Origin of the sequence: Pseudomonas medicaginis, from assembly GCF_965119365.1 — a bacterium.
GTDB lineage: Bacteria > Pseudomonadota > Gammaproteobacteria > Pseudomonadales > Pseudomonadaceae > Aquipseudomonas.
Genome location: NZ_OZ221631.1, coordinates 2,531,397 through 2,554,457, shown reverse-complemented (window position 1 = coordinate 2,554,457; position 23,061 = coordinate 2,531,397). Strand labels below are relative to the sequence as shown.

Sequence of the window (23,061 nt, the reverse complement as noted above, 5' to 3'; positions counted from 1 at the left end):
AGCAACAAGTGTCCAGCGACAGACAGCAAGCAAGCGCAACCCACACAGCTGAAAAGGAAAACGGCTCATGAGCATCGAGGCATTTGGCTACAAACAGGAATTGAAACGCGGCCTGTCGCTGACAGACCTGGTGGTCTACGGGATGATTTTCATGATCCCCATCGCACCGTTCGGCGTATATGGCTACGTCAATGCCGAAGCACCCGGGATGGTGCCGCTGGCGTACATCATCGGCATGGTGGCGATGCTCTTTACCGCGTTGAGCTACGGCAGCATGGCCCGGGCCTTTCCGGTGGCAGGTTCGGTCTATTCCTACGCGCAACGGGGCCTTAACCCACACGTAGGGTTCATCGCCGGCTGGTTGATGCTGCTGGACTACCTGCTGATCCCGCCGCTGCTCTATGTCTATGCCGCCATGGCGCTGAACCATTTGTACCCGGACATTCCCAAGGTCGGTTTCATCCTGGCCTTCCTGGTAAGCGCAACCTTCGTCAACCTGCGGGGCATCACGTTCACCGCGCGGATGAACATCATTTTCCTGCTGGCACAGCTGGTGGTGCTGGGGATTTTCCTGTTCTACGCCTGGAACGCCCTGCACGGCGGGGCCGGTAACGGCCAACTGACCCTGACGCCGCTGTACAGCCCGGAGCACTTCAACTTCGCCCTGCTGATGCAAGCCGTGTCCATCGCAGTACTGTCGTTCCTGGGCTTCGACGCCATTTCCACGCTGGCCGAAGAGATCAAGGGCGACCCGGGCCGCAGCGTCGGCAAGGCGGCGCTGGTGACCTTGCTGGTGATGGGGGCGATTTTCGTGGTGCAGACCTGGATCGCCACCGACCTGGCGGCCGGCATGGGTTTCAAGTCTGCTGACACCGCGTTCTATGAAATCGCCGAACTGGCGGCGGGCAGTTGGCTGGCCACGTTGACTGCGGTGGCCACGGCACTGGCCTGGGGCGTAGCGGTGGCGATCACCTCCCAGGCAGCGGTGTCGCGCCTGTTGTTCGGCATGGCCCGGGACGGCCAGTTGCCCAAGGTGCTGGCCAAGGTCCATCCGAAACACAACACCCCGTACATAAGCATCTACCTGGTGGCGGTGCTGTCGTTGCTGATCTGCTACCTGTTCATCAACGCTGTGGACACCCTGACCTCCCTGGTCAACTTCGGCGCCCTGAGCGGCTTCATGTTGCTGCACATCACGGTCATCAACCATTACTGGCGCCGCCAGCGGTCCGGCCAACTGATTCGCCACCTGATCTGCCCACTGGTCGGCTTCGTGATCGTCGCGGCCATCATGTACAACATGGGCGTGGCAGCGCAGAAGCTCGGCCTGATCTGGATTGCCGCAGGTGTGGTCTATCTGTGCCTGCTGAACAAATTCGGCAGTCGTACCGCACTGCCCGATCCTGCGGGCCAATGAAAAGCGCTGGTCGAAGGGTTCGGCCAGCCGTGGCAACAACGCGTGGACATCGACAGTGATCGTCAAGCCCGGTGCCCGTCATCGGGCTCTCTGGAACAGGAGTGCAATCCATGCTGGCCTTACGTCCAGTTCAATTAGCCGATCTGCCGCAACTGCAACGACTGGCGCGCGACAGCCTGGTGGGCGTCACGTCGCTGCCGGACGATACCCGGCGCCTGGAGGAAAAAATCCTCGACTCGTGCGCCTCGTTCGCGGCCGATGCGCAGGGGCCAGGTGCCGAGAGTTATTTTTTCGTCTTGCAGGACCTGGCATCCGGGCGCCTGGTCGGTTGTTCGGACATCCTCTCCCGAACCGGTTGCAACGAACCGTTCTACAGCCTGCGCAACCGACCATTTTCCAGCGAGTCCCGGGAGCTGAACATCCAACATGGTGTACCCGCGCTATCGCTGTGCCAGGACCTCAACGGGCAAACACTGCTGCGTGGTTTCCATATCGACGCCGAACGGGTGCGCACGCCGGCATCAGAGTTGCTGTCCCGGGCCCGGCTGATGTTCATCGCCGCTCACCCTCAGCGCTTTGCCGAATCGGTCATCACCGAAATCGTCGGTTTCAGCAGCGAAGACGGCCAGTCACCCTTCTGGGATGCCATCGGCCAACATTTCTTCGACCTGCCCTACGTCGAAGCCGAACGGTTGTGTGGCTTACAGAGCCGGACCTTTCTCGCCGAGCTGATGCCGCAATACCCGATCTACGTGCCCATGCTCCCGCCAGCGGCCCAGGCCTGCATCGGCCGGGTGCACCCCGACGGCCAGGAAGCCTTCGACATCCTCGAGCGTGAGGGTTTCGAAACCAACAGCTACGTCGATATCTTCGACGGCGGGCCGACCTTGCACGCCCGAGTCGCCCATATCCGCTCCATCACGCAAAGTCGCCTCACCACCGCCAGGCAGAGCCTGCAGATTGACGCACGGGGCCTGTACCTGGTGAGTAACGAGCGCCTGGAAAGCTATCGGGCCATCGTCGCCGAACTGGACGTAGACGCCGACGGCCCGGTGACCCTGTCGCCCGCCATGCTGACCGCCCTGGACATCCAGGATGGCGCGCGGATCCGGGTGGTTGCCTTATGAACCTCACTCAATCCCCTGGCCAGTCCCGACGTTTGGACCGACACGATGAAGGAGCTGCATCATGATTGTCCGTCCGGTGGCCATCACCGATCTGCCTGCCTTGCTGGAGCTGGCCCGTTGCGCGGGCCCCGGTTTCACCAGCCTGCCGGCCAACGAAGAGCGCCTCGCCCACCGCGTTCGCTGGGCCCAGCGGACTTTTGCCGGGCAAGTCGAACGTGCCGACGCCGACTACCTGTTCGTGCTCGAAGACGATGATCGACAGGTCGTGGGCATCAGCGCCCTGACCGGGGCGGTGGGGCTGCGCGAGCCCTGGTACAACTATCGGGTCGGGGTCACGGTCAGCTCGGCGCCGGAGCTGGGGATCCAGCGGCAGATCCCGACGCTGTTTCTCAACAACGAGATGTCCGGGCAATCGGAAATCTGCTCATTGTTCCTGCACCCCGACCAACGCCACGGCCACAACGGGCGCCTGCTGTCCCTCGCGCGCCTGCTGTTCGTGGCCGAGTTTTCCCATCTGTTCGGCGAAAAACTGATCGCCGAACTGAGGGGGCATGCCGACGAACAAGGCTGTTCGCCGTTCTGGGACAGCCTGGGACGGCACTTTTTCAAGAAGGATTTCAGCTACGCCGACCAGTTGTCCGGCATGGGCAACAAGTCGTTCATCGCCGAGCTGATGCCTCGCCAACCGCTGTATACCTGCTTGCTCACCGAACAGGCCCAGGCGGTGATCGGCAAGGCTCACCCGAACACCGAGCCGGCCCTGAAGATCCTCAGTGCCGAAGGTTTCAGCCATAAGGGCTACATCGACATTTTCGACGGTGGTCCGGTGATCGAGGCGCCCGTGTCGAAGATCCGCAGCGTACGTGACAGCCAGGCGCTGACCCTGACCATCGGCATCCCGGACGAACAGGCACAGGTCTGGCTGATCCACAACCGGCGCCTGGAAAATTGCCGCGTCACCAGCGCCCGTGCGCACCTGCATGGCCACACTCTCCTCGTCGATCGCCTCACCGCCAAACGCCTGCAGGTGCAACCGGGCGACACGGTGCGCGCCGTGGCATTGTCCAGGCAGGGGCAGCAGGCGGTAGCGGCGTAGTCCCTCGTGTTTGCGCCTGGCCGCAAGAGCACCGGCGGCCGAGCCTGCGGCCCGGTGGTCTAGCCTGATGCCATAACAACATCGCCCATGCACATTCGTCATCATCTTTGCGCTTGCCACGTGATAGCCTTTGGATCTTTCGGCGTTGACACTTTTGCTCAAGCCTTTCCATTCCATTGGTGGAACTCATATGTCCAGGCTTTCCCATCAAGATTTGCGTCGTAACTTTCGTCAACTGCTGGCATCCGAAACCTGCTACCACACCGCCTCGGTGTTTGACCCGATGTCGGCGCGCATCGCCGCCGACCTGGGCTTTGAAGTAGGCATCCTCGGAGGCTCGGTGGCGTCGTTGCAAGTATTGGGCGCGCCGGACTTCGCCCTGATCACCCTCAGCGAATTCGCCGAACAGGCCACCCGCATCGGGCGCGTGGCCCAATTGCCGGTCATTGCCGACGCCGACCATGGCTACGGCAATGCCCTGAACGTGATGCGCACCATCATCGAATTGGAACGGGCTGGCGTCGCGGCGCTGACCATCGAGGACACCTTGCTGCCGGCCCAGTTCGGGCGCAAATCCACCGACTTGATCGGGGTAGCCGAGGGCGTCGGCAAGATTCGTGCGGCGCTGGAGGCGCGCGTGGATCCGGAAATGGCGATCATCGCCCGGACCAACGCCGGGATTCTGCCGGTTCAGGAAATCATCAGCCGGACCCAGCAATATGAGCGCGCCGGGGCCGATGGGATCTGCATGGTGGGCGTGCAAGACTTCGATCACCTGGAAAAGATCAGCGAAAACCTGACAGTGCCGCTGATGCTTGTCACCTATGGCAACCCGTTGCTGCGCGACGACAAGCGCCTGGCCGAACTGGGCGTGCGGGTGACCATCGACGGCCACGGCGCCTACTTCGCGGCGATCAAGGCCACCTACGACAGCCTCCGCGAACAACGGCAGATCTTCACCCAGGCGTCGGACCTCAGCGCCACCGAACTGACGCACACCTACACCCAGCCCGAGGACTACATCCGCTGGGCCGAGGAGTACATGAGCGTCAAGGAGTAGCCTAGAGCCGCCATCGCGAGCAAGCTCGCTCCCACAGTGGGTTTACGGTGCGTCGTCTATCTCGGGCACACACCCCGTTCCCTGTGGGAGCGAGCTTGCTCGCGATAGCGGCGGTTCAGCTTGCATGAGTGTGGGACGTGCCAGCGCCATCGCGAGCAAGCTCGCGCCCACTGGGGATCTGTGGTGAATGCGATGGCGTTGCCAGGGTGAAACAGGCCTTCAGCGCCCGCTACGCAACATCTCCCTGGGCACATACTTGCCGAGCTCGAACTTGCCGATGGCGGCGCGGTGGACTTCGTCCGGGCCGTCGGCCAGGCGCAGGGTGCGTTGCATGGCGTACATGTAGGCCAGCGGGAAATCGTTGGAAACCCCCGCGCCGCCGTGGATCTGGATCGCCCGGTCGATGACCCTCAAGGCCACGTTCGGCGCGACGACCTTGATCTGAGCGATTTCACTTTTCGCCACCTTGTTGCCGACGGTGTCCATCATGTACGCCGCCTTCAACGTCAGCAGGCGCGCCATGTCGATTTCCATCCGCGAGTCGGCGATCTTGTCGATGTTACCGCCCAGGCGCGCCAACGGCTGGCCGAAAGCGGTGCGGCTGACGGCCCGCTTGCACATCAATTCCAAGGCGCGCTCGGCCATGCCGATGGAACGCATGCAGTGGTGAATCCGGCCCGGGCCGAGGCGCCCCTGGGCAATTTCAAAGCCGCGGCCTTCGCCCAACAGGACGTTTTCGTATGGCACCCGCACGTTATCGAACAGTACTTCGGCATGGCCGTGAGGCGCATCGTCGTAACCGAACACCGGCAGCGGCCGGACGATCTTGACCCCGGGGGTGTCCACCGGGACCAGGATCATCGAATGCTGGGCATGGCGTGGCGCATCGGGGTTGCTCAGGCCCATGAAGATCAGGATCTTGCAGCGCGGGTCGCAGGCCCCTGAGGTCCACCACTTCTTGCCATTGATGACCCACTGGTCGCCGTCGCGCTCGGCGCGGGCGGCCATGTTGGTGGCGTCCGAAGAGGCCACGTCCGGCTCGGTCATGGCAAAGGCCGAGCGAATCTCGCCACGCAGCAGTGGCTCGAGCCAGCGTTGCTTTTGTTCTTCATTGGCGTAGCGCACCAGCACTTCCATGTTGCCGGTGTCCGGCGCCGAGCAGTTGAACGGCTCCGGCCCCAGCAACGAGCGCCCCATGATTTCTGCCAGCGGCGCGTATTCCAGGTTGGTCAGGCCGGCGCCCAGTTCGGACTCAGGCAGGAACAGGTTCCACAGGCCTTCGGCCTTGGCCTTGGCCTTGAGCTCTTCCATGATGGCCGTGGGTTGCCAGCGGTCGCCCTCGGCCACTTGCCGTTCGAACACCGCTTCGGCCGGATAGACGTAGGCATCCATGAACGCCGTGACGCGTTCACGCAATTCCTGAACCTTGGGGGAATAGGCAAAATCCATGAGCAGCACCTTCTTGGCAGAGGTTGATTTCAGGTCATGAAAGCGATGCTAGTTCAGCTACGAAAATTTACCTAACCTATTCTCGGCGTGTATTAACATTCATCACCGATATATGTTTCACTGATTCGCATCGCCACCCGGCACCTCACAACACGTCCAAGAACAAGAGTGCAGCGCCATGAATCTGAGCAAGGTCGACCTCAACCTTTTCATTGTCTTCGATGCGATCTACACCGAAGCCAACCTGACCCGTGCCGGTCAGATCGTCGGCATCACTCAGCCTGCCGTGTCCAATGCCCTGGCACGTCTGCGCGAGACTTTCAACGACCCGCTCTTCGTGCGCACCGCCCAAGGGATGGTGCCGACGCCCATGGCCCAGAACATCATCGGCCCGGTGCGCAACGCCTTGTCACTGCTGCGAGTGTCGGTGCAGGAAAGCCGGATCTTCAATCCGTTGCAGGCGGTCAAGACGTACCGCATCAGCATGACCGACCTTACCGAAGGCGTAATCCTGCCGCTTCTGTTCCAGCGCCTACGCCGCCTGGCGCCGACGGTGGCGATCGAGAGTTTCCTGTCCAAGCGCCGTGAAACCACCAAGGAACTGGCCGCCGGCCGCCTCGACTTCGCCGTGGACGCACCGCTCAACACCGACCCGCAGGTGCGCCACGTCAAGTTGATGGAAGATCGCTACGTGTGCGCCATGCGCAAGGGCCACCCTTTGGCGGGCAAGGAAAAGATCAGTCTCGACGATTACCTGGCCCAGACCCACGTGCATATTTCCAGCCGCCGCAACGGGTTGGGTTACGTCGACCTGGCCCTCGGCAAGATGGGCATCCAGCGCAAGATCGCCCTGCGTTCCCAGCATTACCTGATGGCCTCCCAGGTGCTGCAGCAGACCGACATGGTCATGACGGTCCCGGAGCGCTTTGCACGGCGCCATGATTTGCATGCCTTCCTGCTCCCGGTCAACGACGTGCCACCGGTGGAAACCCACCTCTACTGGCACGAAAGCACCGACCAGGACCCGGCCAACCGCTGGATGCGCGAGCAGATGATCGAGCTGTGCCAACAAGTGACGGCCCATGAGAAGAAGCTCGACAAGGTTTAGGTGATCAAGATTGTGGGAGCGAGCTCGCTCCCACAGGTTTTGTGTGCAGAACCTCATTGCTTGACGCGAACGTCAACCTGCCTTTAGCTTAGCGCAGCCCTTTCGTTTCGAGCGCGTCCATGAGCAGCCAGACCTACAGCATCTCCGACCTCGCCCGCGAGTTGGATATCACCACACGGGCCATCCGTTTCTATGAAGAACAAGGCCTGTTGAGCCCGGAGCGACGGGGCCAGGAGCGCATTTATTCGCCGCGGGACAAGGTCAGCCTGAAGCTGATCCTGCGTGGCAAACGCATTGGTTTTTCCCTCGCCGAATGCCGCGAGTTGATCGAACTCTACGATCCCTCCAGCGGCAACCAGAAACAACTGCACAGCATGCTGGCGAAAATCGCCGAGCGCCGGGAACAGCTCGAACAGCAGTTACTGGACATTGAACAGATGAAGCTGGAACTCGACACCGCTGAAGAACGCTGCATCCAGGCGCTGGAGCAGACGATCAAGGGCGAGGAAATCGTCCAGTAACACTTCCCCCTGTGGGAGCGAGCTTGCTCGCGATGACGGCACATTCAACATCGACGCAAGCTGATCCACCGCTATCGCGAGCAAGCTCGCTCCCACAATGGGTTCATCATTGCGCTCGACATATTGGCAACTCACCACAGGTCAATACCCATGTCCCTCCCCTCCTTTGTACGCTTGATCGAAGTCGGCCCCCGCGACGGGCTCCAAAATGAAACCCAGCCCATCAGCGTCGCCGACAAGGTGCGCCTGGTGGATGCCCTGAGCGCCGCCGGCCTGGGCTATATCGAAGTCGGCAGTTTCGTCTCACCCAAGTGGGTGCCGCAAATGGCCGGGTCCGCCGAGGTGTTCGCGCAGATCCAGCGCAAGCCCGGCGTGACCTATGGCGCCCTGGCACCGAACCTGCGGGGGTTTGAAGATGCGCTGGCGGCGGGCGTGAAAGAGGTGGCGGTGTTCGCTGCCGCATCCGAAGCGTTTTCCCAGCGCAACATCAACTGCTCCATCAAGGAAAGCCTGGCGCGCTTCGCGCCAATCATGGAGGCCGCAAAACAACACGGCGTCAGTGTGCGCGGTTACGTGTCCTGCGTGCTGGGCTGCCCGTATGAAGGTGCGGTCAAGCCTGAGCAGGTGGCTTGGGTCGCTCGGGAGCTGTATGCCATGGGCTGTTACGAAGTCTCCCTGGGCGACACCATCGGCACGGGCACCGCCGGCGACACCCGAAGGATGTTCGAGGTGGTGGGCGCCGAAGTGCCGCGGGACAAACTCGCCGGACATTTCCACGACACCTACGGCCAGGCCATGGCCAATGTGTACGCCAGCCTGCTGGAAGGCATCGCGGTGTTCGACAGCTCCATCGCCGGCCTCGGCGGCTGCCCCTATGCCAAGGGCGCCAGCGGTAACGTCGCCACCGAAGACGTGCTGTACCTGCTCAATGGCCTGGGTATCGAAACCGGTGTCGACCTGGACGCCCTGATTGCCGCGGGTAGGCAGATCTGCGACGTGCTCGGCCGCCCTAGCGGTTCGCGTGTCGCCAAGGCCCGCAGCGCACAGTGAGGTGTTACCGCTGACTTTGTAACGGCGGCGAAACGAGTAACACGGAAACAATTTGTCAGGTTTGACGCGCCAGGTTTTTCAGCCAAAAAATGCAAGATATTGATTTATATAGAGTTTTAAAAGTTGGCACGCCACCTGCTATATCTCTGGCACAACAAGAATAAAAAAACGCGGCAAACCCAATAAAAACAAGACGAAACGACTCTGACATAACAAAAACAACACGGCAGAGACGCAGCTAACAGATTTTTTTGGAGAAGATGTGCTTTTCAGGGTGCTTCCAGGAGCAACCCGCAACCGGGCAGAGAATAATAAAACTACCTTCAGGTAGCTCCCGAATCGGTTGGATCGCAAAGCGAAAAAGCAGATCAGCGCTCAAAAAAATACGTTTGCTCTTGATCCCGGATGGGGATCGCCAAAAACAGCGGTAAAGGGCAACGGCTGCCAAAAACAACAACAGGCCGCCCCTCAATAATAAAAAAAGAGCACGCGACGACAAAATTAAAGGGGAGCTTCGGCTCCCCTTTGTGCTTTCCCGGATTTCCCATTTCCCCTGTGGGAGCGAGCTTGCTCGCGATGACTGCGACACAGCCAACCTATCTGTCAACTATCCCGCCGCCTTCGCGAGCAAGCTCGCTCCCACAGTATTGTGGCTAGCTTTGCTTATCGCGCAGTTCTTCGATGCTGATCTCGCGCATGCGGAATTTCTGAATTTTGCCGGTAACCGTCATCGGGAACTCTTCGACGAATTTGAAATGACGCGGCGTCTTGAAGTGGGCGATGCGCTCCTTGCACCAGGCTTGCAGCGCTTGTTCGCTGGCGTGGTGGCCGGGATGAAACTTGATCCACGCCACGATTTCTTCGCCATAACGCGAGCATGGGATGCCGATCACTTGCACATCCGCCACCGCCGGGTGGGTGAAGAAGAACTCCTCCAGCTCGCGCGGGTAAATATTCTCCCCGCCACGGATGATCATGTCCTTGTTGCGCCCGACGATGCAGACATAACCCTGCTCGTCCATGGTCGCCAGGTCGCCGGTGTGCATCCAGCCATCCGGGTCGATGGCCTCGGTGGTGCCCTTGGGGTTGTTCCAGTAACCGAGCATCACGCTGTAGCCGCGGGTACACAATTCGCCGACAACACCACGCGGGACGATATTGCCGGTCTCATCGATAATTTTACTTTCCAGTTGCGGCTGGGTGCGGCCAACGGTGGTTACGCGCAGTTCCAGTTCGTCTGAAGGACCAGTCTGCAACGACACCGGGCTGGTTTCCGTCATGCCGTAGGCAATCTGCACTTCGGCCATGTGCATCTCATTAATGACCCGCCGCATCACTTCGATGGGGCATGTGGCCCCGGCCATGATGCCCGTGCGCAGGCTGGACACGTCGAAGTCGCCCCGCTGGGGCTGGTCCAGCAGGGCGATGAACATGGTGGGCACGCCATACAGCGCGGTGGCTTTTTCCTCGGCAACGGCCGTTAGCGTCAGCAATGGATCGAAGGCATCGTTGGGGTAGATCATGGTGCTGCCATGGGTCATGCAGCCCAGGTTACCCATGACCATGCCGAAGCAATGGTAGAGCGGCACCGGGATCACCAGCCGATCACCAGCCGTCAGGCCCAGGCTTTCGCCGACCATGTAACCGTTATTGAGGATGTTGTGGTGGCTGAGGGTGGCGCCTTTGGGAAAGCCGGTGGTGCCGGAGGTGTACTGAATATTCACCGGCTGCTCGAAGTGCAGGCTGGATTGGCGCTCGGCCAGTTGTTCCGATGTCACCGCCGCACCCAATGCACTCAGTTGCGACCAAGGCAGGAAGCCTGACGGCGGCTGGGAATCGAGGCTGATCACACCGCGCAAATCCGGCAGGCGCTCACTCTGCAGGTGGCCGATCGGCTGCTCCGCCAGCTCTGGCGCCAGCGCTTGCAACATCGCGTGATAATCCAAGGACTTGAAAGCGCTGGCGCACACCAACCATTGGCATCCGGACTGTTTGAGCACGTATTCGAGTTCGGAAACGCGATAGGCCGGATTGATGTTGACCAGAATCACGCCGATCTTCGCACTGGCGAATTGGCTGATGCACCACTGGGCGCAATTGGGCGCCCACACGCCGAGACGATCACCGGTTTTCAAGCCTAGCGCCAACAAGGCTCGGGCATGCAGATCGACGGCCTCGGCCAGTTGTTGCCAGGTATAACGCAGCGATTGATGGCGAACCACCAACGCCTCGCCCTCCGGATAACGGGCCACCGTCTGGTCGAAAACCTCGCCGATGGTTTGCGCCAGCAAAGCCTTGGCCTGGGAACCGCGGGTGTAGCTGAGTTGCGAATGCAAACCAGGGTGATCCATGACGCGCCCTCTTGTTTTTATGAATGGATTGCTACGCTTGGCTGTGTACTGTGAAGCAATGTCTACAACGGAGCCTGTGGGAGCCAAGCTTGCTCGGCGTCACAAGGTCATGCTCAGGCAGCGCTATCGACCGCAATGACTCTGGACCAAGTTGACGTTAACGTAAAGGTCGTTGACAGGCATTTGTCGCAGGCTTACGTTAACGTAAAGGTGAGAGCGATCCCCTCCTCTCAGCACCCGATAAAAAAGCCAAAGGTGTCCCATGAGCTACCCATCCCTGAACTTTGCCCTCGGCGAAACCATCGACATGTTGCGCGACCAGGTGCAGGCCTTCGTCAAGGCCGAACTGGCGCCGCGAGCAGCGCAGATCGATATCGACAACCTGTTTCCCGCCGACATGTGGCGCAAGTTCGGCGACATGGGCCTGCTGGGCATCACCGTACCGGAAGAATACGGCGGTGCAGGCCTGGGCTACCTGGCCCACGTGGTGGCGATGGAGGAAATCAGCCGTGGTTCGGCCTCGGTCGCCCTCTCCTACGGTGCCCACTCCAACCTCTGCGTGAACCAGATCAACCGCAACGGCAATCACGAACAGAAAACCAAGTACCTGCCCAAGCTGATCAGCGGCGAACACATCGGCGCCCTGGCGATGAGCGAACCCAACGCCGGCTCCGACGTGGTCTCGATGAAACTGCGGGCGGACAAGCGTGGCGACAAGTACGTGCTCAACGGCAGCAAGACCTGGATCACCAACGGCCCCGATGCCAACACCTACGTGATCTACGCCAAGACCGACCTGGAAAAAGGTCCCCATGGCATCACCGCCTTCATCGTCGAGCGCGACTGGAAAGGCTTCAGCCGCAGCAACAAGTTCGACAAGCTCGGCATGCGCGGTTCCAACACCTGCGAGCTGTTTTTCGATGACGTCGAAGTGCCGGAAGACAACATCCTCGGCGCGCTCAACGGCGGCGTGAAAGTGCTGATGAGCGGCCTCGACTATGAGCGTGTGGTGTTGTCCGGCGGACCGACCGGGATCATGCAGGCCTGCATGGACCTGATCGTGCCCTACATCCATGACCGCAAACAGTTCGGCCAGAGCATCGGCGAATTCCAGCTGATCCAGGGCAAGGTCGCCGACATGTACACCCAGCTCAACGCCAGCCGCGCCTACCTGTATGCGGTGGCCCAGGCTTGCGAGCGCGGCGAAACCACCCGCAAGGACGCCGCCGGAGTGATCCTCTACAGCGCCGAACGCGCCACGCAAATGGCCCTCGACGCGATCCAGATCCTGGGGGGCAATGGCTACATCAATGAATTCCCCGCCGGTCGACTGCTGCGTGACGCCAAGCTGTACGAAATCGGTGCTGGCACCAGCGAGATTCGTCGGATGTTGATCGGCCGCGAACTGTTCAACGAAACCCGCTAACGGAGCTGACCATGGCCACGCTGCACACTCAGCTCAACCCGCGCTCGCCAGAGTTCATCGCCAACCGCGATGCGATGCTCGGACACGTCGAGGCCCTGCGCACCTTGCTCGCGCAAATCCGCCAAGGCGGCGGCCCCAAGGCCCAGGAACGGCACACCTCGCGGGGCAAGTTGCTGCCTCGTGAGCGCATCAACCGGCTGCTGGATCCGGGCTCGCCTTTTCTGGAAATCAGTCCACTGGCCGCCCACGAAGTCTATGGCGAAGACGTGCCCGCGGCTGGGGTGATTGCCGGCATCGGCCGCGTGGAAGGCGTCGAATGCATGATTGTCGCCAACGACGCGACGGTCAAAGGTGGCTCCTACTATCCGCTGACGGTGAAAAAGCACCTGCGTGCCCAGACCATCGCTCAGCAGAATCGCCTTCCGTGCATTTACCTGGTGGATTCCGGCGGCGCCAACCTGCCGCGCCAGGATGAAGTGTTCCCGGACCGTGAGCACTTCGGCCGGATCTTCTTCAACCAGGCCAATATGAGTGCCCAGGGCATCCCGCAGATCGCCGTGGTCATGGGTTCCTGCACCGCCGGTGGCGCCTATGTGCCGGCCATGGCGGACGAAGCGATCATGGTCCGCCAACAGGCGACGATTTTTCTCGCCGGTCCACCGTTGGTGAAAGCCGCCACCGGCGAGGTGGTCAGCGCCGAAGACCTGGGTGGTGCCGATGTGCACTGCAAGATCTCCGGCGTGGCGGATCACTATGCCGACAGCGACGAACATGCCCTGGCCCTGGCCCGGCGCAGCGTGGCCAACCTCAACTGGCGCAAACTCGGTGAGCTGCAGCAACGCCAGCCCATCGCCCCGCTGTACTCGAGTGACGAGCTGTACGGCGTGGTGTCGGCCGATGCCAAACAGCCGTTCGATGTGCGGGAGGTCATCGCTCGCGTGGTGGACGGTTCGGTGTTCGATGAGTTCAAGGCGCTGTTCGGAACGACGCTGGTGTGCGGCTTCGCCCACTTGCATGGCTACCCGGTCGCGATCCTGGCCAACAATGGCATCCTCTTCGCCGAGGCCGCGCAGAAAGGCGCGCACTTCATCGAACTGGCCTGTCAGCGGGGAATCCCGCTGCTGTTCCTGCAGAACATCACCGGTTTCATGGTCGGGCAGAAATACGAAGCCGGCGGCATCGCCAAGCATGGCGCAAAACTGGTGACCGCCGTGGCCTGTGCCAAGGTGCCGAAATTCACTGTGATCATCGGTGGCAGTTTCGGCGCGGGTAACTACGGCATGTGCGGCCGCGCCTACGACCCGCGGTTCCTGTGGATGTGGCCGAACGCGCGGATTGGCGTGATGGGCGCCGAACAGGCGGCCGGCGTGCTGGTGCAGGTCAAGCGTGAACAAGCCGAACGCAGTGGCCAACCCTTCAGCGCTGAGCAGGAAGCCGAGATCAAGCAACCGATCCTCGATCAATACGAAGAACAGGGTCACCCCTATTACTCCAGTGCCAGGCTGTGGGACGACGGCGTCATCGACCCGGCCCAGACCCGCGACGTGCTGGGCCTGGCCTTGTCCGCGTCACTGAACGCGCCTATCGAACCGAGCCGCTTCGGCGTGTTCCGGATGTAAACGGGGAATGCCCATGGATAACTTCAACACCCTCGAACTGCACACCGACCCACGGGGCGTTGCCACCCTGTGGCTCAGTCGCGAGTCGAAAAACAACGCGTTCAACGCCGAAATGATCCGCGAACTGATCCTCGCCCTGGACCACGTCGGCAGCGATTCAAACCTGCGTTTCCTGCTGATCCGCGGTCGCGGCAAACATTTCAGCGCGGGCGCCGACCTGGCCTGGATGCAGCAATCGGCCGAGCTCGACTACCACACCAACCTCGATGACGCCCGGGAACTGGCGGAGTTGATGTATAACCTCGCCAAACTGAAGATTCCTACCCTGGCCGTCGTCCAGGGTGCGGCGTTCGGTGGTGCACTGGGGCTTATCAGCGCCTGTGACATGGCCATTGGCGCCCATGAAGCGCAGTTCTGCCTGTCGGAAGTGCGCATTGGCCTGGCACCGGCGGTGATCAGTCCGTTCGTGGTGCAAGCCATCGGCGAGCGGGCGGCGCGTCGTTATGCCCTGACGGCTGAACGCTTCGACGGGCAACGTGCGAAAGAAATCGGCTTGTTGTCGGAAAGTTACCCGGCCGAGGCCCTGGATCAGCACGTCGAACAGTGGATCGACAACCTGTTGCTCAACAGCCCGGCGGCCATGCGCGCCAGCAAGGAACTGCTGCGTGAAGTCGGCAACGGCGCCCTTACCCCCGCGCTGCGGCGCTACACCGAAAATGCCATCGCCCGCATCCGCGTCAGCCCGGAGGGCCAGGAAGGCCTGCGGGCTTTCCTGCAAAAGCGTGCGCCGAACTGGCAAGCTGACTCGAATAATAAGGAGCCGCGTCGATGAGCGCCCCCGCCCTCACCACGTTGTTGGTGGCCAACCGCGGCGAAATCGCCTGCCGCGTGATGCGCACCGCCAAGGCCATGGGCCTGACCACCGTTGCCGTACACAGCGCCACCGATCGTGATGCCCGCCACAGCCGCGAAGCAGACATTCGCGTCGACCTGGGCGGCAGTAAGGCCGCCGACAGTTACCTGCAGATCGACAAGCTGATCGCCGCAGCGAAAGCCAGCGGTGCCCAGGCTATCCACCCCGGTTATGGCTTTCTGTCCGAGAACGCCGGGTTCGCCCGGGCGATTGAAAACGCCGGCCTGATCTTCCTAGGTCCACCCGCCGCGGCCATCGATGCCATGGGCAGCAAATCGGCAGCCAAGACCTTGATGGAAACCGCCGGGGTGCCCCTGGTGCCCGGTTATCACGGCGAAGCCCAAGACCTGGAGACCTTTCGCGACGCCGCCGAGCGCATCGGCTACCCGGTATTGCTCAAGGCCACCGCTGGCGGGGGCGGCAAGGGCATGAAAGTCGTCGAGGACGTCAGCCAGTTGGCCGAAGCCCTGGCCTCCGCCCAGCGTGAGGCTCAATCCTCGTTCGGCGATTCGCGGATGCTGGTGGAAAAATACCTGCTCAAGCCGCGCCATGTGGAGATCCAGGTATTTGCCGACCAACACGGCAACTGCCTGTATCTCAACGAGCGCGATTGCTCGATCCAGCGCCGCCACCAGAAAGTCGTGGAAGAAGCCCCCGCCCCCGGCCTGACCCCGCAATTGCGCCAGGCGATGGGAGAAGCCGCCGTGCGCGCGGCCCAGGCGATCGGTTATGTCGGGGCCGGTACGGTGGAGTTCCTGCTGGATGCGCGGGGCGAGTTTTTCTTCATGGAAATGAACACCCGGTTGCAGGTGGAGCATCCGGTCACCGAAGCGATCACCGGCCTGGACCTGGTGGCCTGGCAGATCCGCGTAGCCCAAGGCGAGCCATTACCGATCACTCAAGCGCAAGTGCCGCTGCTCGGTCACGCCATCGAGGTGCGGCTGTATGCCGAAGACCCGGTCAACGACTTCCTGCCGGCCACCGGGCGCCTGACGGTGTATCGCGAATCGGCCGAGGGGCCGGGGCGGCGGGTCGACAGCGGGGTTGAAGAAGGCGATGAAATCTCGCCGTTCTACGATCCGATGCTCGGCAAGCTGATTGCCTGGGGAGAAGACCGTGAACAGGCGCGCTTGCGGTTGTTGAGCATGCTCGACGAATTTGCCATTGGCGGGCTGAAAACCAATATCGGTTTCCTGCGGCGGATCGTGGCTCACCCCGCCTTCGCGGCAGCGGAGCTGGACACCGGATTTATCCCACGTTACCAGTCGCAATTACTGCCAGAGCCAGGCGAATTGGATGACGCGTTCTGGTTCGCCGCCGCCCAGGGGTTCGCCTTGGGCCTGCCTCCCCGCGTACGCGGCGATGACGCCGCGTCACCGTGGTCCAGCACCACCGGGCTGCGCCTGGGGCTACCCCGGGAAACCACCTTGCACCTGAGCTGCGAAGGCCAGAATCGTGCGCTGACGCTGGACGTCAAAGCCCGTTGCGCGGAACTCAAGGGCGAGCAGTTGGTCATCGAACACGACGGCCTGCACCGCAGCCATCGGGCCATTCGCCAGGACGACAGCCTGTACCTCCAATGGGAAGGTGACCTGCACCGGATCGACCTGTACGACCCACTGGCCGCCGCCGACGCCAGCCACAGCCATCAAGGCGGCCTGGTCGCGCCCATGAACGGCAGTATCGTGCGGGTCTTGGTGAATGCCGGCCAGACGGTGGAGGCTGGGGCCCAACTGGTGGTGCTGGAGGCCATGAAAATGGAGCACAGCATTCGTGCGCCCAAGGCCGGTGTGATCAAGGCCCTGTATTGCCAGGAAGGCGAAATGGTCAGCGAAGGCAATGCCCTGGTGGCGTTCGAAGAATAGGAATCGGCCCGCTCCCAGGGCCGATCCAGTCAGAACCTGATGGTGGCCTGTACCACCACACCGATGATGCGGCATTGCTCGGTGTACAGGTTTTTCGGGTACGTCGGATTGAGCGGAACCAGGTAACGCTGCCCGCTCTCTTCGATCAATTTGCGAAAGGTCGCGTCACTGCTGCCGGGCAAGCAGGCAACCACCAGTTTACCGGGTACCGCCTCGATGGCCGGATCCACCAGGATCGACATGCCCTCGGGAATGCTCAGCCCACTGGGTGCGGTCATCGCATCGCCCATCACCACCAGCCAGAATGCGTCACCCAGGGCGTGGTAGTCCGTCAGTTCATAGCGCGCGCGGCTGTAGGCGTCAGGACCGCCTTCGCGAACCTCGCCCACCTCGTGCCACTCACTGACCGGGTAACGGAAGTACGGGTTGTACTTCTGCGCCAGGGCCTTGCCTTCCTCGGTGGAGGTGTCCGGCTCGCGGATCACCATCGCCACTTCCAGAAACTCCAGCCCCAGCTCCCGCAGGACCCGGTTCATGTCTTCGACACTGGGCTGCCGGCGCTTGGTCAGCCAATGGCCGACGCCGCCCTGGGACATTCCCAACCGCTCTGCGAGCACCACTTGCGTGATGCGCAGCTCCTTCATCTTGGCCTTGACCAACTCTATCCATTTATCCATGTGCGGCACGATACGTGGGTGACTCCGACCATCAAAACACAAATTGTAGTATTTAAATTGTCGTCACAATTACGGTAAGTACTATTCTGGGTTCAGGCGTTCAAACACCCACACGGAGATCTTCATCCTCATGGACACACCCACTACGACCCCGCCCAGCAGCCCCTTCGACGGCACATTCCCTTCCCTGCAGGATTGCCCGGCGGCCAAGCGCGCCCTCGACTACTACTTGAAACCAGGTGTTTCGCCAGCCCAGGCAGAACATCGCTTCTTCGAGGTCAGTCACAACGTCAGCGCGGAAGAAGCCCTTGTCCACGCGTGCGATCTGCTGCGCTGCGCAGCGGCGACCGCCCATGAGTCCGCCAACCAGTTGGATGGTTCGAGTCGTGACCTGGCATTTTCGGTGGTACATATGATCGATCTGGTCAAGGTGATGCTTGACCGATCCCTGGATGGCTACCCTACTCGCTAGGGCCAACCCTTGGATGTCGTCGCGAACGCGGACGACGAGAAAAATTTTCCAATCGATGCGATAAAACCATTTGACTTGCAAATGATAATGATTATTATTGCATCAGCTGGTCGCGAGATCAGTCGATAGACCAGAAGACCTTAGGTCGGACTTCTGGAATATCTCCTCATCAGGCTAATCACGGTTTTTGACCCGGCTTTTTGCCGGGTCTTTTTTTTGCCGATTTTCGGCTTATGTCTTCAGGCTAATGAAGTCTTTTCAGGGTGCTGTCAATTCGATGGCGGCGATCATAGCAAATGAATATCCGTTTACAAGAGTCCCTTCCCACACAGCCGAAACTATCGACAACCAGCACTTGAGAATCAGTTGCAGACTCTCTAAGCTGGCTCGGCGTCCAGGGAGGACGCCCCCTCGTTTTACGTAACGTAAATCGTCCCGACATCACCTTTCTTGCGTGTAAAGTAACGGCCATGAAAATCCTTTCCAGGAATCGTGACCGTGGCTAAATCTTCCTTTGATATCAGTGCCAATTTCGACAGCGGCAACATCGAGGTCGTCGACATCAGCAACCCGTTGCAGTCGTTGCTCAAGATCAGGCCGGACACCCGCAGCGCCCACTTCCAGTGGTTCCACTTCAAGGCCAGCGGCCTGCATGTCGGCCAGGAGTATTCCTTTCGGCTGCTCAACGCCAGTCAATCGTCTTATAACAAGGCCTGGACAGGCTATCAGGCCGTTGCCTCCTACGATCACGTCAACTGGTTCCGCATTCCGACCCAATTTGAAGGCGACGCCCTGCGCTTTTATCTGGAGACCGAACAGACCAACGCCTGGTTCGCCTACTTCGAACCCTACAGTCGCGGCCGACATGATTGGCTGATCGAGCAAGCGCAGCACAAGGCCGGCACCGAACTATTGGCCGTCGGTAAAAGCGTGGAAGGCCGTGACATTCAGCTGCTGCGCAAAGGCAGCGGTGCCGAAGGCCGGCGCAAAGTCTGGATCATCGCCCAGCAGCATCCCGGCGAGCACATGGCCGAGTGGTTCATGGAGGGCGTGATCGAACGCCTCCAGCAGCATGACGATGCGCAACTGAACCGGTTGCTCGCCAAGGCCGATCTGTACCTGGTGCCGAACATGAACCCGGACGGCGCATTCCACGGTCACCTGCGGACCAATGCCATGGGCCAGGACCTCAACCGTGCCTGGCAGAACGCCAGTCCGGAAATCAGCCCCGAGGTCTTTTTCGTCCAGCAGCAAATGGAAAAGTACGGCGTCGATCTGTTCCTCGATGCTCACGGCGATGAGGAGATTCCCCACGTCTTCACCGCCGGTTGCGAAGGCAACCCGGGCTACACGCCGCGCATCGCTGAACTCGAAGAGCGTTTCCGCAGCCATCTCAAGCACCAGACCAAAGACTTCCAGACCGCTCACGGCTACACCCGCGACGAACCGGGCCAGGCCAACATGACCCTGGCCTGTAACGCAGTCGGCCAGAAATATGACTGCCTGTCCCTGACCCTGGAAATGCCGTTCAAGGACCACGACGATCACCCGAACCCAATCACCGGCTGGTCCGGCAAACGTTCGATGCAACTGGGCAAGGATGTATTGAGCACCGTCGAGGCCATGGTCGACGAATTGCGCTGATCCAACGACCTGATCAACCCTATCCAAAGTGGACACGCTGGGTGGGAGCAAGCTTTGCTCCCACCATTATCTAAGTCCCCTGAATCCCTGTGGGAGCGAGCTCGCTCGCGATAGCGGCGGATCAGCTTGCAGAGATGTTGGCTGTGCTGCCGTCATCGCGAGCAAGCTCGCTCCCACAGTATTTTGAGTCGCGCACCAACTTCAGCCCTTGCCGCGCAACATGCTGTCCAACACCTCGTCCCGGCGCACCCAGGCGTGAAACAGCGCCGCCGCCAGATGCACCAGCACGGTCACGAACAACACGTAAGCCAGGTATCCGTGGGCCTTGCGCAGCAGTGCGAACGTCTGGGCGTGGGCGGGCAGGATTGAGGGCAGTTGCAGCGACTCACCGAGCATCACCGGATCCCCCGCCGCCGAAATCATGCCCCAGCCCAGCAGTGGCAGAACCAGCATCAGGGCGTACAACAACACATGGGAGGCGTTTGCCGCCAGCACCTGCCAGCCCGGCAGATCGGCCGGCAGCGGCGGTTGGCGGGTGGTGAAGCGCACCAGCAGACGGACGATCACCAGCAGCAAGATCGCGATGCCCAATGGCTTGTGCAACTGCAGTAGCCATTCATGGCGTTCGGACACCGAGGCGACCATGCCCGCGCCGATAAACAGCATCGCGATGATCATCAATGCCATCAGCCAATGCAGCAGCCGAGCCAGCGGTGCAAAGTGACGAGGGGCGCTCATGGGCGGGACTCCTGGGTGGCGGGCAATGGGTTCACTTCGCTGGTACGGCGCAGATAGGAACGGGCATAGGCAGCGGATCGCGCGACCAACAACGGATCGTCAGACCCTTCGATTCCCTGGGGCAGGATCAACGGGTCATAGTTGATGTCGCGGCATTCGCCGTTGTCTTGCGCCTGGGTGCGCTCCAGCACCAACGTGCCGGCATTGAGCACCTTGCGGTCAGCGGGCCAGGCCTTGCTGGCGTCGTTCACCGGGTCACCGGGGTTGGCCAGGGTGATGTTCAGTTGCCAGCGCAATGGTCCGGCGGCGAGACGTTTCACCAAATCTTGCTCAAGGAAATCGGCGCCTTGGGGTGGCGTCGCATCGGCTGCGTCCTGGCTCAGCGGCACCACCCCCCAGCGCACGGCCTGGCGCTGCCCGGCGGGGTTGACCAGATAGAAGGCGTTGATGCCGTTGTAGGTTTCGGTGGCGTAACTGGCCGACGGCTTGGCGGTCTTGATCCATTGCAAGAACGGGACGGCTTCGGGATGCGCGGCAAAGAACGCCGGTACGGCGGTGGGATTCGGTTTCCCTGTGGCAGGGTCCGGCGACTGGGCTTGCTGGAGTTGGTAGAAAGCTTCGGGCGTACCCACGGGAAACACGGGCATGCTGTTCATGCCGGTGCGCCATTGCTGGCCGTTGGCCTGGGTAAAACGCAGCGCCAAGCTACGAATCGGCACACTGCCGTCCGGCGCATAAGGGTTGCCACTGGGCAAGGCGAAACGCCCGACCACCGGCGTTTTCGGCTGCGAGAACACCTGGGCGCTGGAATAGGCGCTGGCCTCGCCCGTGCTTTGGAAATAGCCCACGACGCAGACACCTTTCGAGTGGTTGCGTCGAAAGCCCGGGTGAACGCCGTTGTTTTTCTCCAGGACATTGACCAACGCCTCCGGTGTCAGGCGCTGTGGGTCGAGGCTGCCATTGACGTAGGCAAACGCCCCGGCCAGCGCGGCAACAATCACCGCGATGCCGCTCAGGCGCAGTGTCAGGGCGGCGGCACTCAAGGGCGGCCGGCTCGACGAGGGTGAAGGATCAACCATGAGAAAGCTCCAGGGCTCGAGGCCAATTGTTGGAAAGGACCCGTCAGACGAAGGGCTGCCAGGTTTATTCCCACACCTCGTATTTATTTTTCCTGCACTGGAATAATCTCGTTCGTGGGTCGTCTTTCCAGTCCCGGCGCAATGACTGCCCACAGAAGCCACACTTTCATGAACGCACTCGACGAACAGTTGCGCGAACTCATTCCCAGGCTACGGCGTTTTGCCGTGTCGCTGACGCGCAACCCGAGCAACGCCGATGACCTGGTGCAGATGTGCCTGGAACGGGCGTTGTCCAAATGGAACGACAAGCGCCCGGACGGCGATCTGCGGGCCTGGCTGTTTTCGATCCTGTACCGGCAATTTCTCGATGGCCATCGTCGTTCCCGCCGGTACGCGCGCATGCTGGAGTTTTTCACCGGCCGCGATGATGCCCATCCTTCGGCCGAGCGCAGCGTGATCGCGCAATCGTCCCTGCAGGCCTTCGATCAACTCACCACGGAACAGCGGGCACTGTTGCTCTGGGTGTCGGTGGAAGGCCTGAGTTACCAGCAAGTCGCCGACATCCTCGGCGTACCGACCGGCACGGTGATGTCCCGCCTGTCCCGCGCCCGCCAGGCCCTGCGCCAACTCAGTGATGGCGAAATCACCCGCCCCACCCTGCGGATACTCAAATGATCAGCATGCCCCCCAGCGACAGCGACCTGCACGCCTACGTCGATCGCCAACTGAGCGAGGCCGACTTGCGGCTGGTCGAGACCTACCTGGCCAACCAACCTGAAGTCGCCGCCCGGGTCCGGGCCTGGCAACAGGACGCGCAGCACCTGCGCACGGCCCTGAGCGGCGCCTTGCAACAGCCGCCCAACCCGGACCTCGACCCGGCCATGATTCGCCGACAGTTGAAACATCGCGCCCGCCGTCACCTGGCCAGCGCCGCAGTGTTGCTGCTGGCCGTCAGCGTGGGTGGTTTCGGTGGCTGGCAGGCGCGGCAAATGACCCTGCTCAGCGCCGCAGCGCCCATGGCCGATGCCCTGCAGGCGTACCGGTTGATTGCCCAGCAGGGCATCCTGCCGGCCGATTACCAGACCGGCGACGAGCAGCGCATGCAAGATTGGCTCGACCGCTACTTCATCCAGGCCGACCGACTGCCCGACCTGTCCGGCGCCGGCTTCAAACCGGTGAGCGGACGCTTGCTCAGCACCGAGCAGGGCGCGGCGGCGATGGTGGTCTATCAGGACCCCAGCGGTCAGAAAATCAGCTTCTACGTGCGTCCACCCGGCCCAAAAAACTTCCTTCTGCCCCGGGGCAGTCGCCGCGAGGGCGAGCTGCAAGCCGAGTATTGGTCCGGGCCGGGCTACAACTATGCGATGGTCATACCCAGTGATGCGCCGACGGTGCAAAGACTTAAGCAGACATTGGACTTCTGATCCGCACAGAACCCTGTGGGAGCGA

At 61.4% G+C, this 23,061-nt stretch carries 20 protein-coding genes; 15 read left to right on the top strand and 5 right to left on the bottom strand.

The features are described 5' to 3' along the window. Window positions 1–67 precede the first annotated feature (67 nt). From ACMTA2_RS11350 to ACMTA2_RS11335, 4 genes are all read left to right on the top strand, one after another. The gene (locus ACMTA2_RS11350; RefSeq protein WP_413794904.1) at window positions 68–1,417 is read left to right on the top strand and encodes an APC family permease; all 1,350 of its coding nucleotides are present in this window, start codon (window positions 68–70) and stop codon (window positions 1,415–1,417) included. Between the two features lie 110 nt (window positions 1,418–1,527). After that, window positions 1,528–2,544 carry an arginine N-succinyltransferase gene (locus ACMTA2_RS11345; protein ID WP_413794903.1) on the top strand — a complete coding sequence of 339 codons (1,017 nt, stop codon included), beginning with the start codon at window positions 1,528–1,530 and terminating at the stop codon, window positions 2,542–2,544. 61 nt (window positions 2,545–2,605) lie between these two features. Continuing rightward, the gene (astA, locus tag ACMTA2_RS11340) at window positions 2,606–3,640 is read left to right on the top strand and encodes an arginine N-succinyltransferase (protein WP_413794902.1); all 1,035 of its coding nucleotides are present in this window, start codon (window positions 2,606–2,608) and stop codon (window positions 3,638–3,640) included. A gap of 190 nt (window positions 3,641–3,830) precedes the next feature. Next, on the top strand, window positions 3,831–4,700 hold the full coding sequence (locus tag ACMTA2_RS11335) for an isocitrate lyase/PEP mutase family protein (RefSeq protein WP_413794901.1): 870 nt from the start codon (window positions 3,831–3,833) through the stop codon (window positions 4,698–4,700). Window positions 4,701–4,919: 219 nt separating this feature from the next. On the opposite strand, the gene ACMTA2_RS11330 is transcribed toward ACMTA2_RS11335, so the two are convergent. Next, entirely contained in the window at window positions 4,920–6,149 is a 1,230-nt protein-coding gene (locus ACMTA2_RS11330) for an acyl-CoA dehydrogenase (RefSeq protein WP_413794900.1), read from the bottom strand. Window positions 6,150–6,327: 178 nt separating this feature from the next. On the opposite strand from ACMTA2_RS11330, the gene ACMTA2_RS11325 reads away from it, so the two are divergent. From ACMTA2_RS11325 to ACMTA2_RS11315, 3 genes are all read left to right on the top strand, one after another. Then, on the top strand, window positions 6,328–7,257 hold the full coding sequence (locus ACMTA2_RS11325) for a LysR family transcriptional regulator (protein ID WP_003200002.1): 930 nt from the start codon (window positions 6,328–6,330) through the stop codon (window positions 7,255–7,257). Between the two features lie 119 nt (window positions 7,258–7,376). Then, a complete protein-coding gene (locus tag ACMTA2_RS11320; protein WP_057447765.1) occupies window positions 7,377–7,778 on the top strand; it encodes a MerR family transcriptional regulator in 402 nt (133 codons plus the stop codon). 150 nt (window positions 7,779–7,928) lie between these two features. Next, complete coding sequence (locus tag ACMTA2_RS11315) at window positions 7,929–8,828, top strand: hydroxymethylglutaryl-CoA lyase (RefSeq protein ID WP_413794899.1); 900 nt, start codon at window positions 7,929–7,931, stop codon at window positions 8,826–8,828. Between the two features lie 653 nt (window positions 8,829–9,481). Here ACMTA2_RS11315 and ACMTA2_RS11310 read toward each other — a convergent pair. Beyond that, window positions 9,482–11,179, bottom strand: a complete 1,698-nt coding sequence (locus ACMTA2_RS11310; protein WP_413794898.1) for an AMP-binding protein — start codon at window positions 11,177–11,179, stop codon at window positions 9,482–9,484. Between the two features lie 262 nt (window positions 11,180–11,441). On the opposite strand from ACMTA2_RS11310, the gene ACMTA2_RS11305 reads away from it, so the two are divergent. Genes ACMTA2_RS11305 through ACMTA2_RS11290 form a run of 4 tightly spaced genes read left to right on the top strand, consistent with a single transcriptional unit; the run spans window position 11,442 to window position 17,002 of the window. Continuing rightward, window positions 11,442–12,605 (top strand): isovaleryl-CoA dehydrogenase, encoded by a 1,164-nt coding sequence (locus tag ACMTA2_RS11305; RefSeq protein WP_413794897.1) that lies wholly within the window; start codon window positions 11,442–11,444, stop codon window positions 12,603–12,605. 11 nt (window positions 12,606–12,616) lie between these two features. Then, window positions 12,617–14,224: a carboxyl transferase domain-containing protein gene (locus ACMTA2_RS11300; RefSeq protein ID WP_413794896.1), complete on the top strand. Its 1,608-nt coding sequence runs from the start codon at window positions 12,617–12,619 to the stop codon at window positions 14,222–14,224. 13 nt (window positions 14,225–14,237) lie between these two features. Continuing rightward, window positions 14,238–15,056 carry a gamma-carboxygeranoyl-CoA hydratase gene (locus tag ACMTA2_RS11295; RefSeq protein ID WP_413794895.1) on the top strand — a complete coding sequence of 273 codons (819 nt, stop codon included), beginning with the start codon at window positions 14,238–14,240 and terminating at the stop codon, window positions 15,054–15,056. Then, the gene (locus ACMTA2_RS11290; RefSeq protein ID WP_413794894.1) at window positions 15,053–17,002 is read left to right on the top strand and encodes an acetyl/propionyl/methylcrotonyl-CoA carboxylase subunit alpha; all 1,950 of its coding nucleotides are present in this window, start codon (window positions 15,053–15,055) and stop codon (window positions 17,000–17,002) included. The genes ACMTA2_RS11295 and ACMTA2_RS11290 overlap by 4 nt, the downstream gene beginning before the upstream one ends. Before the next feature lie 29 nt (window positions 17,003–17,031). On the opposite strand, the gene ACMTA2_RS11285 is transcribed toward ACMTA2_RS11290, so the two are convergent. Beyond that, a complete protein-coding gene (locus tag ACMTA2_RS11285) occupies window positions 17,032–17,679 on the bottom strand; it encodes a LexA family protein (RefSeq protein ID WP_413794893.1) in 648 nt (215 codons plus the stop codon). 130 nt (window positions 17,680–17,809) lie between these two features. Between ACMTA2_RS11285 and ACMTA2_RS11280 the strand changes: the two genes are divergently transcribed. Together ACMTA2_RS11280 and ACMTA2_RS11275 are read left to right on the top strand one after the other, a co-directional pair. After that, complete coding sequence (locus ACMTA2_RS11280; RefSeq protein ID WP_413794892.1) at window positions 17,810–18,151, top strand: DUF6124 family protein; 342 nt, start codon at window positions 17,810–17,812, stop codon at window positions 18,149–18,151. A 492-nt stretch (window positions 18,152–18,643) separates the two neighbouring features. Further along, window positions 18,644–19,795 carry a M14 family metallopeptidase gene (locus ACMTA2_RS11275; RefSeq protein WP_413794891.1) on the top strand — a complete coding sequence of 384 codons (1,152 nt, stop codon included), beginning with the start codon at window positions 18,644–18,646 and terminating at the stop codon, window positions 19,793–19,795. A gap of 201 nt (window positions 19,796–19,996) precedes the next feature. On the opposite strand, the gene ACMTA2_RS11270 is transcribed toward ACMTA2_RS11275, so the two are convergent. Then, window positions 19,997–20,533 carry a cytochrome b gene (locus tag ACMTA2_RS11270; RefSeq protein ID WP_413794890.1) on the bottom strand — a complete coding sequence of 179 codons (537 nt, stop codon included), beginning with the start codon at window positions 20,531–20,533 and terminating at the stop codon, window positions 19,997–19,999. Further along, on the bottom strand, window positions 20,530–21,612 hold the full coding sequence (locus ACMTA2_RS11265; RefSeq protein WP_413794889.1) for a catalase family peroxidase: 1,083 nt from the start codon (window positions 21,610–21,612) through the stop codon (window positions 20,530–20,532). The genes ACMTA2_RS11270 and ACMTA2_RS11265 overlap by 4 nt, the downstream gene beginning before the upstream one ends. 168 nt (window positions 21,613–21,780) lie before the next feature. Here ACMTA2_RS11265 and ACMTA2_RS11260 point away from each other — a divergent pair, with 168 nt between their 5' ends. Next, window positions 21,781–22,287, top strand: a complete 507-nt coding sequence (locus ACMTA2_RS11260) for a sigma-70 family RNA polymerase sigma factor (RefSeq protein ID WP_060738305.1) — start codon at window positions 21,781–21,783, stop codon at window positions 22,285–22,287. Beyond that, complete coding sequence (locus ACMTA2_RS11255) at window positions 22,284–23,036, top strand: anti-sigma factor family protein (RefSeq protein WP_413794888.1); 753 nt, start codon at window positions 22,284–22,286, stop codon at window positions 23,034–23,036. The genes ACMTA2_RS11260 and ACMTA2_RS11255 overlap by 4 nt, the downstream gene beginning before the upstream one ends. Window positions 23,037–23,061: the final 25 nt, after the last annotated feature.

Bases quoted from the DNA above. Each gene is read 5' to 3' on its own strand.
- astA (WP_413794902.1), top strand. From the start codon at position 2,606: ATGATTGTCCGTCCGGTGGCCATCACCGATCTGCCTGCCTTGCTGGAG.
- ACMTA2_RS11325 (WP_003200002.1), top strand. From the start codon at position 6,328: ATGAATCTGAGCAAGGTCGACCTCAACCTTTTCATTGTCTTCGATGCG.
- ACMTA2_RS11350 (WP_413794904.1), top strand. From the start codon at position 68: ATGAGCATCGAGGCATTTGGCTACAAACAGGAATTGAAACGCGGCCTG.
- ACMTA2_RS11300 (WP_413794896.1), top strand. From the start codon at position 12,617: ATGGCCACGCTGCACACTCAGCTCAACCCGCGCTCGCCAGAGTTCATC.
- ACMTA2_RS11330 (WP_413794900.1), bottom strand. From the start codon at position 6,149: ATGGATTTTGCCTATTCCCCCAAGGTTCAGGAATTGCGTGAACGCGTC.
- ACMTA2_RS11290 (WP_413794894.1), top strand. From the start codon at position 15,053: ATGAGCGCCCCCGCCCTCACCACGTTGTTGGTGGCCAACCGCGGCGAA.
- ACMTA2_RS11280 (WP_413794892.1), top strand. From the start codon at position 17,810: ATGGACACACCCACTACGACCCCGCCCAGCAGCCCCTTCGACGGCACA.
- ACMTA2_RS11285 (WP_413794893.1), bottom strand. From the start codon at position 17,679: ATGGATAAATGGATAGAGTTGGTCAAGGCCAAGATGAAGGAGCTGCGC.
- ACMTA2_RS11255 (WP_413794888.1), top strand. From the start codon at position 22,284: ATGATCAGCATGCCCCCCAGCGACAGCGACCTGCACGCCTACGTCGAT.
- ACMTA2_RS11315 (WP_413794899.1), top strand. From the start codon at position 7,929: ATGTCCCTCCCCTCCTTTGTACGCTTGATCGAAGTCGGCCCCCGCGAC.
- ACMTA2_RS11310 (WP_413794898.1), bottom strand. From the start codon at position 11,179: ATGGATCACCCTGGTTTGCATTCGCAACTCAGCTACACCCGCGGTTCC.
- ACMTA2_RS11335 (WP_413794901.1), top strand. From the start codon at position 3,831: ATGTCCAGGCTTTCCCATCAAGATTTGCGTCGTAACTTTCGTCAACTG.
- ACMTA2_RS11295 (WP_413794895.1), top strand. From the start codon at position 14,238: ATGGATAACTTCAACACCCTCGAACTGCACACCGACCCACGGGGCGTT.
- ACMTA2_RS11305 (WP_413794897.1), top strand. From the start codon at position 11,442: ATGAGCTACCCATCCCTGAACTTTGCCCTCGGCGAAACCATCGACATG.
- ACMTA2_RS11345 (WP_413794903.1), top strand. From the start codon at position 1,528: ATGCTGGCCTTACGTCCAGTTCAATTAGCCGATCTGCCGCAACTGCAA.
- ACMTA2_RS11265 (WP_413794889.1), bottom strand. From the start codon at position 21,612: ATGGTTGATCCTTCACCCTCGTCGAGCCGGCCGCCCTTGAGTGCCGCC.
- ACMTA2_RS11270 (WP_413794890.1), bottom strand. From the start codon at position 20,533: ATGAGCGCCCCTCGTCACTTTGCACCGCTGGCTCGGCTGCTGCATTGG.
- ACMTA2_RS11320 (WP_057447765.1), top strand. From the start codon at position 7,377: ATGAGCAGCCAGACCTACAGCATCTCCGACCTCGCCCGCGAGTTGGAT.
- ACMTA2_RS11260 (WP_060738305.1), top strand. From the start codon at position 21,781: ATGAACGCACTCGACGAACAGTTGCGCGAACTCATTCCCAGGCTACGG.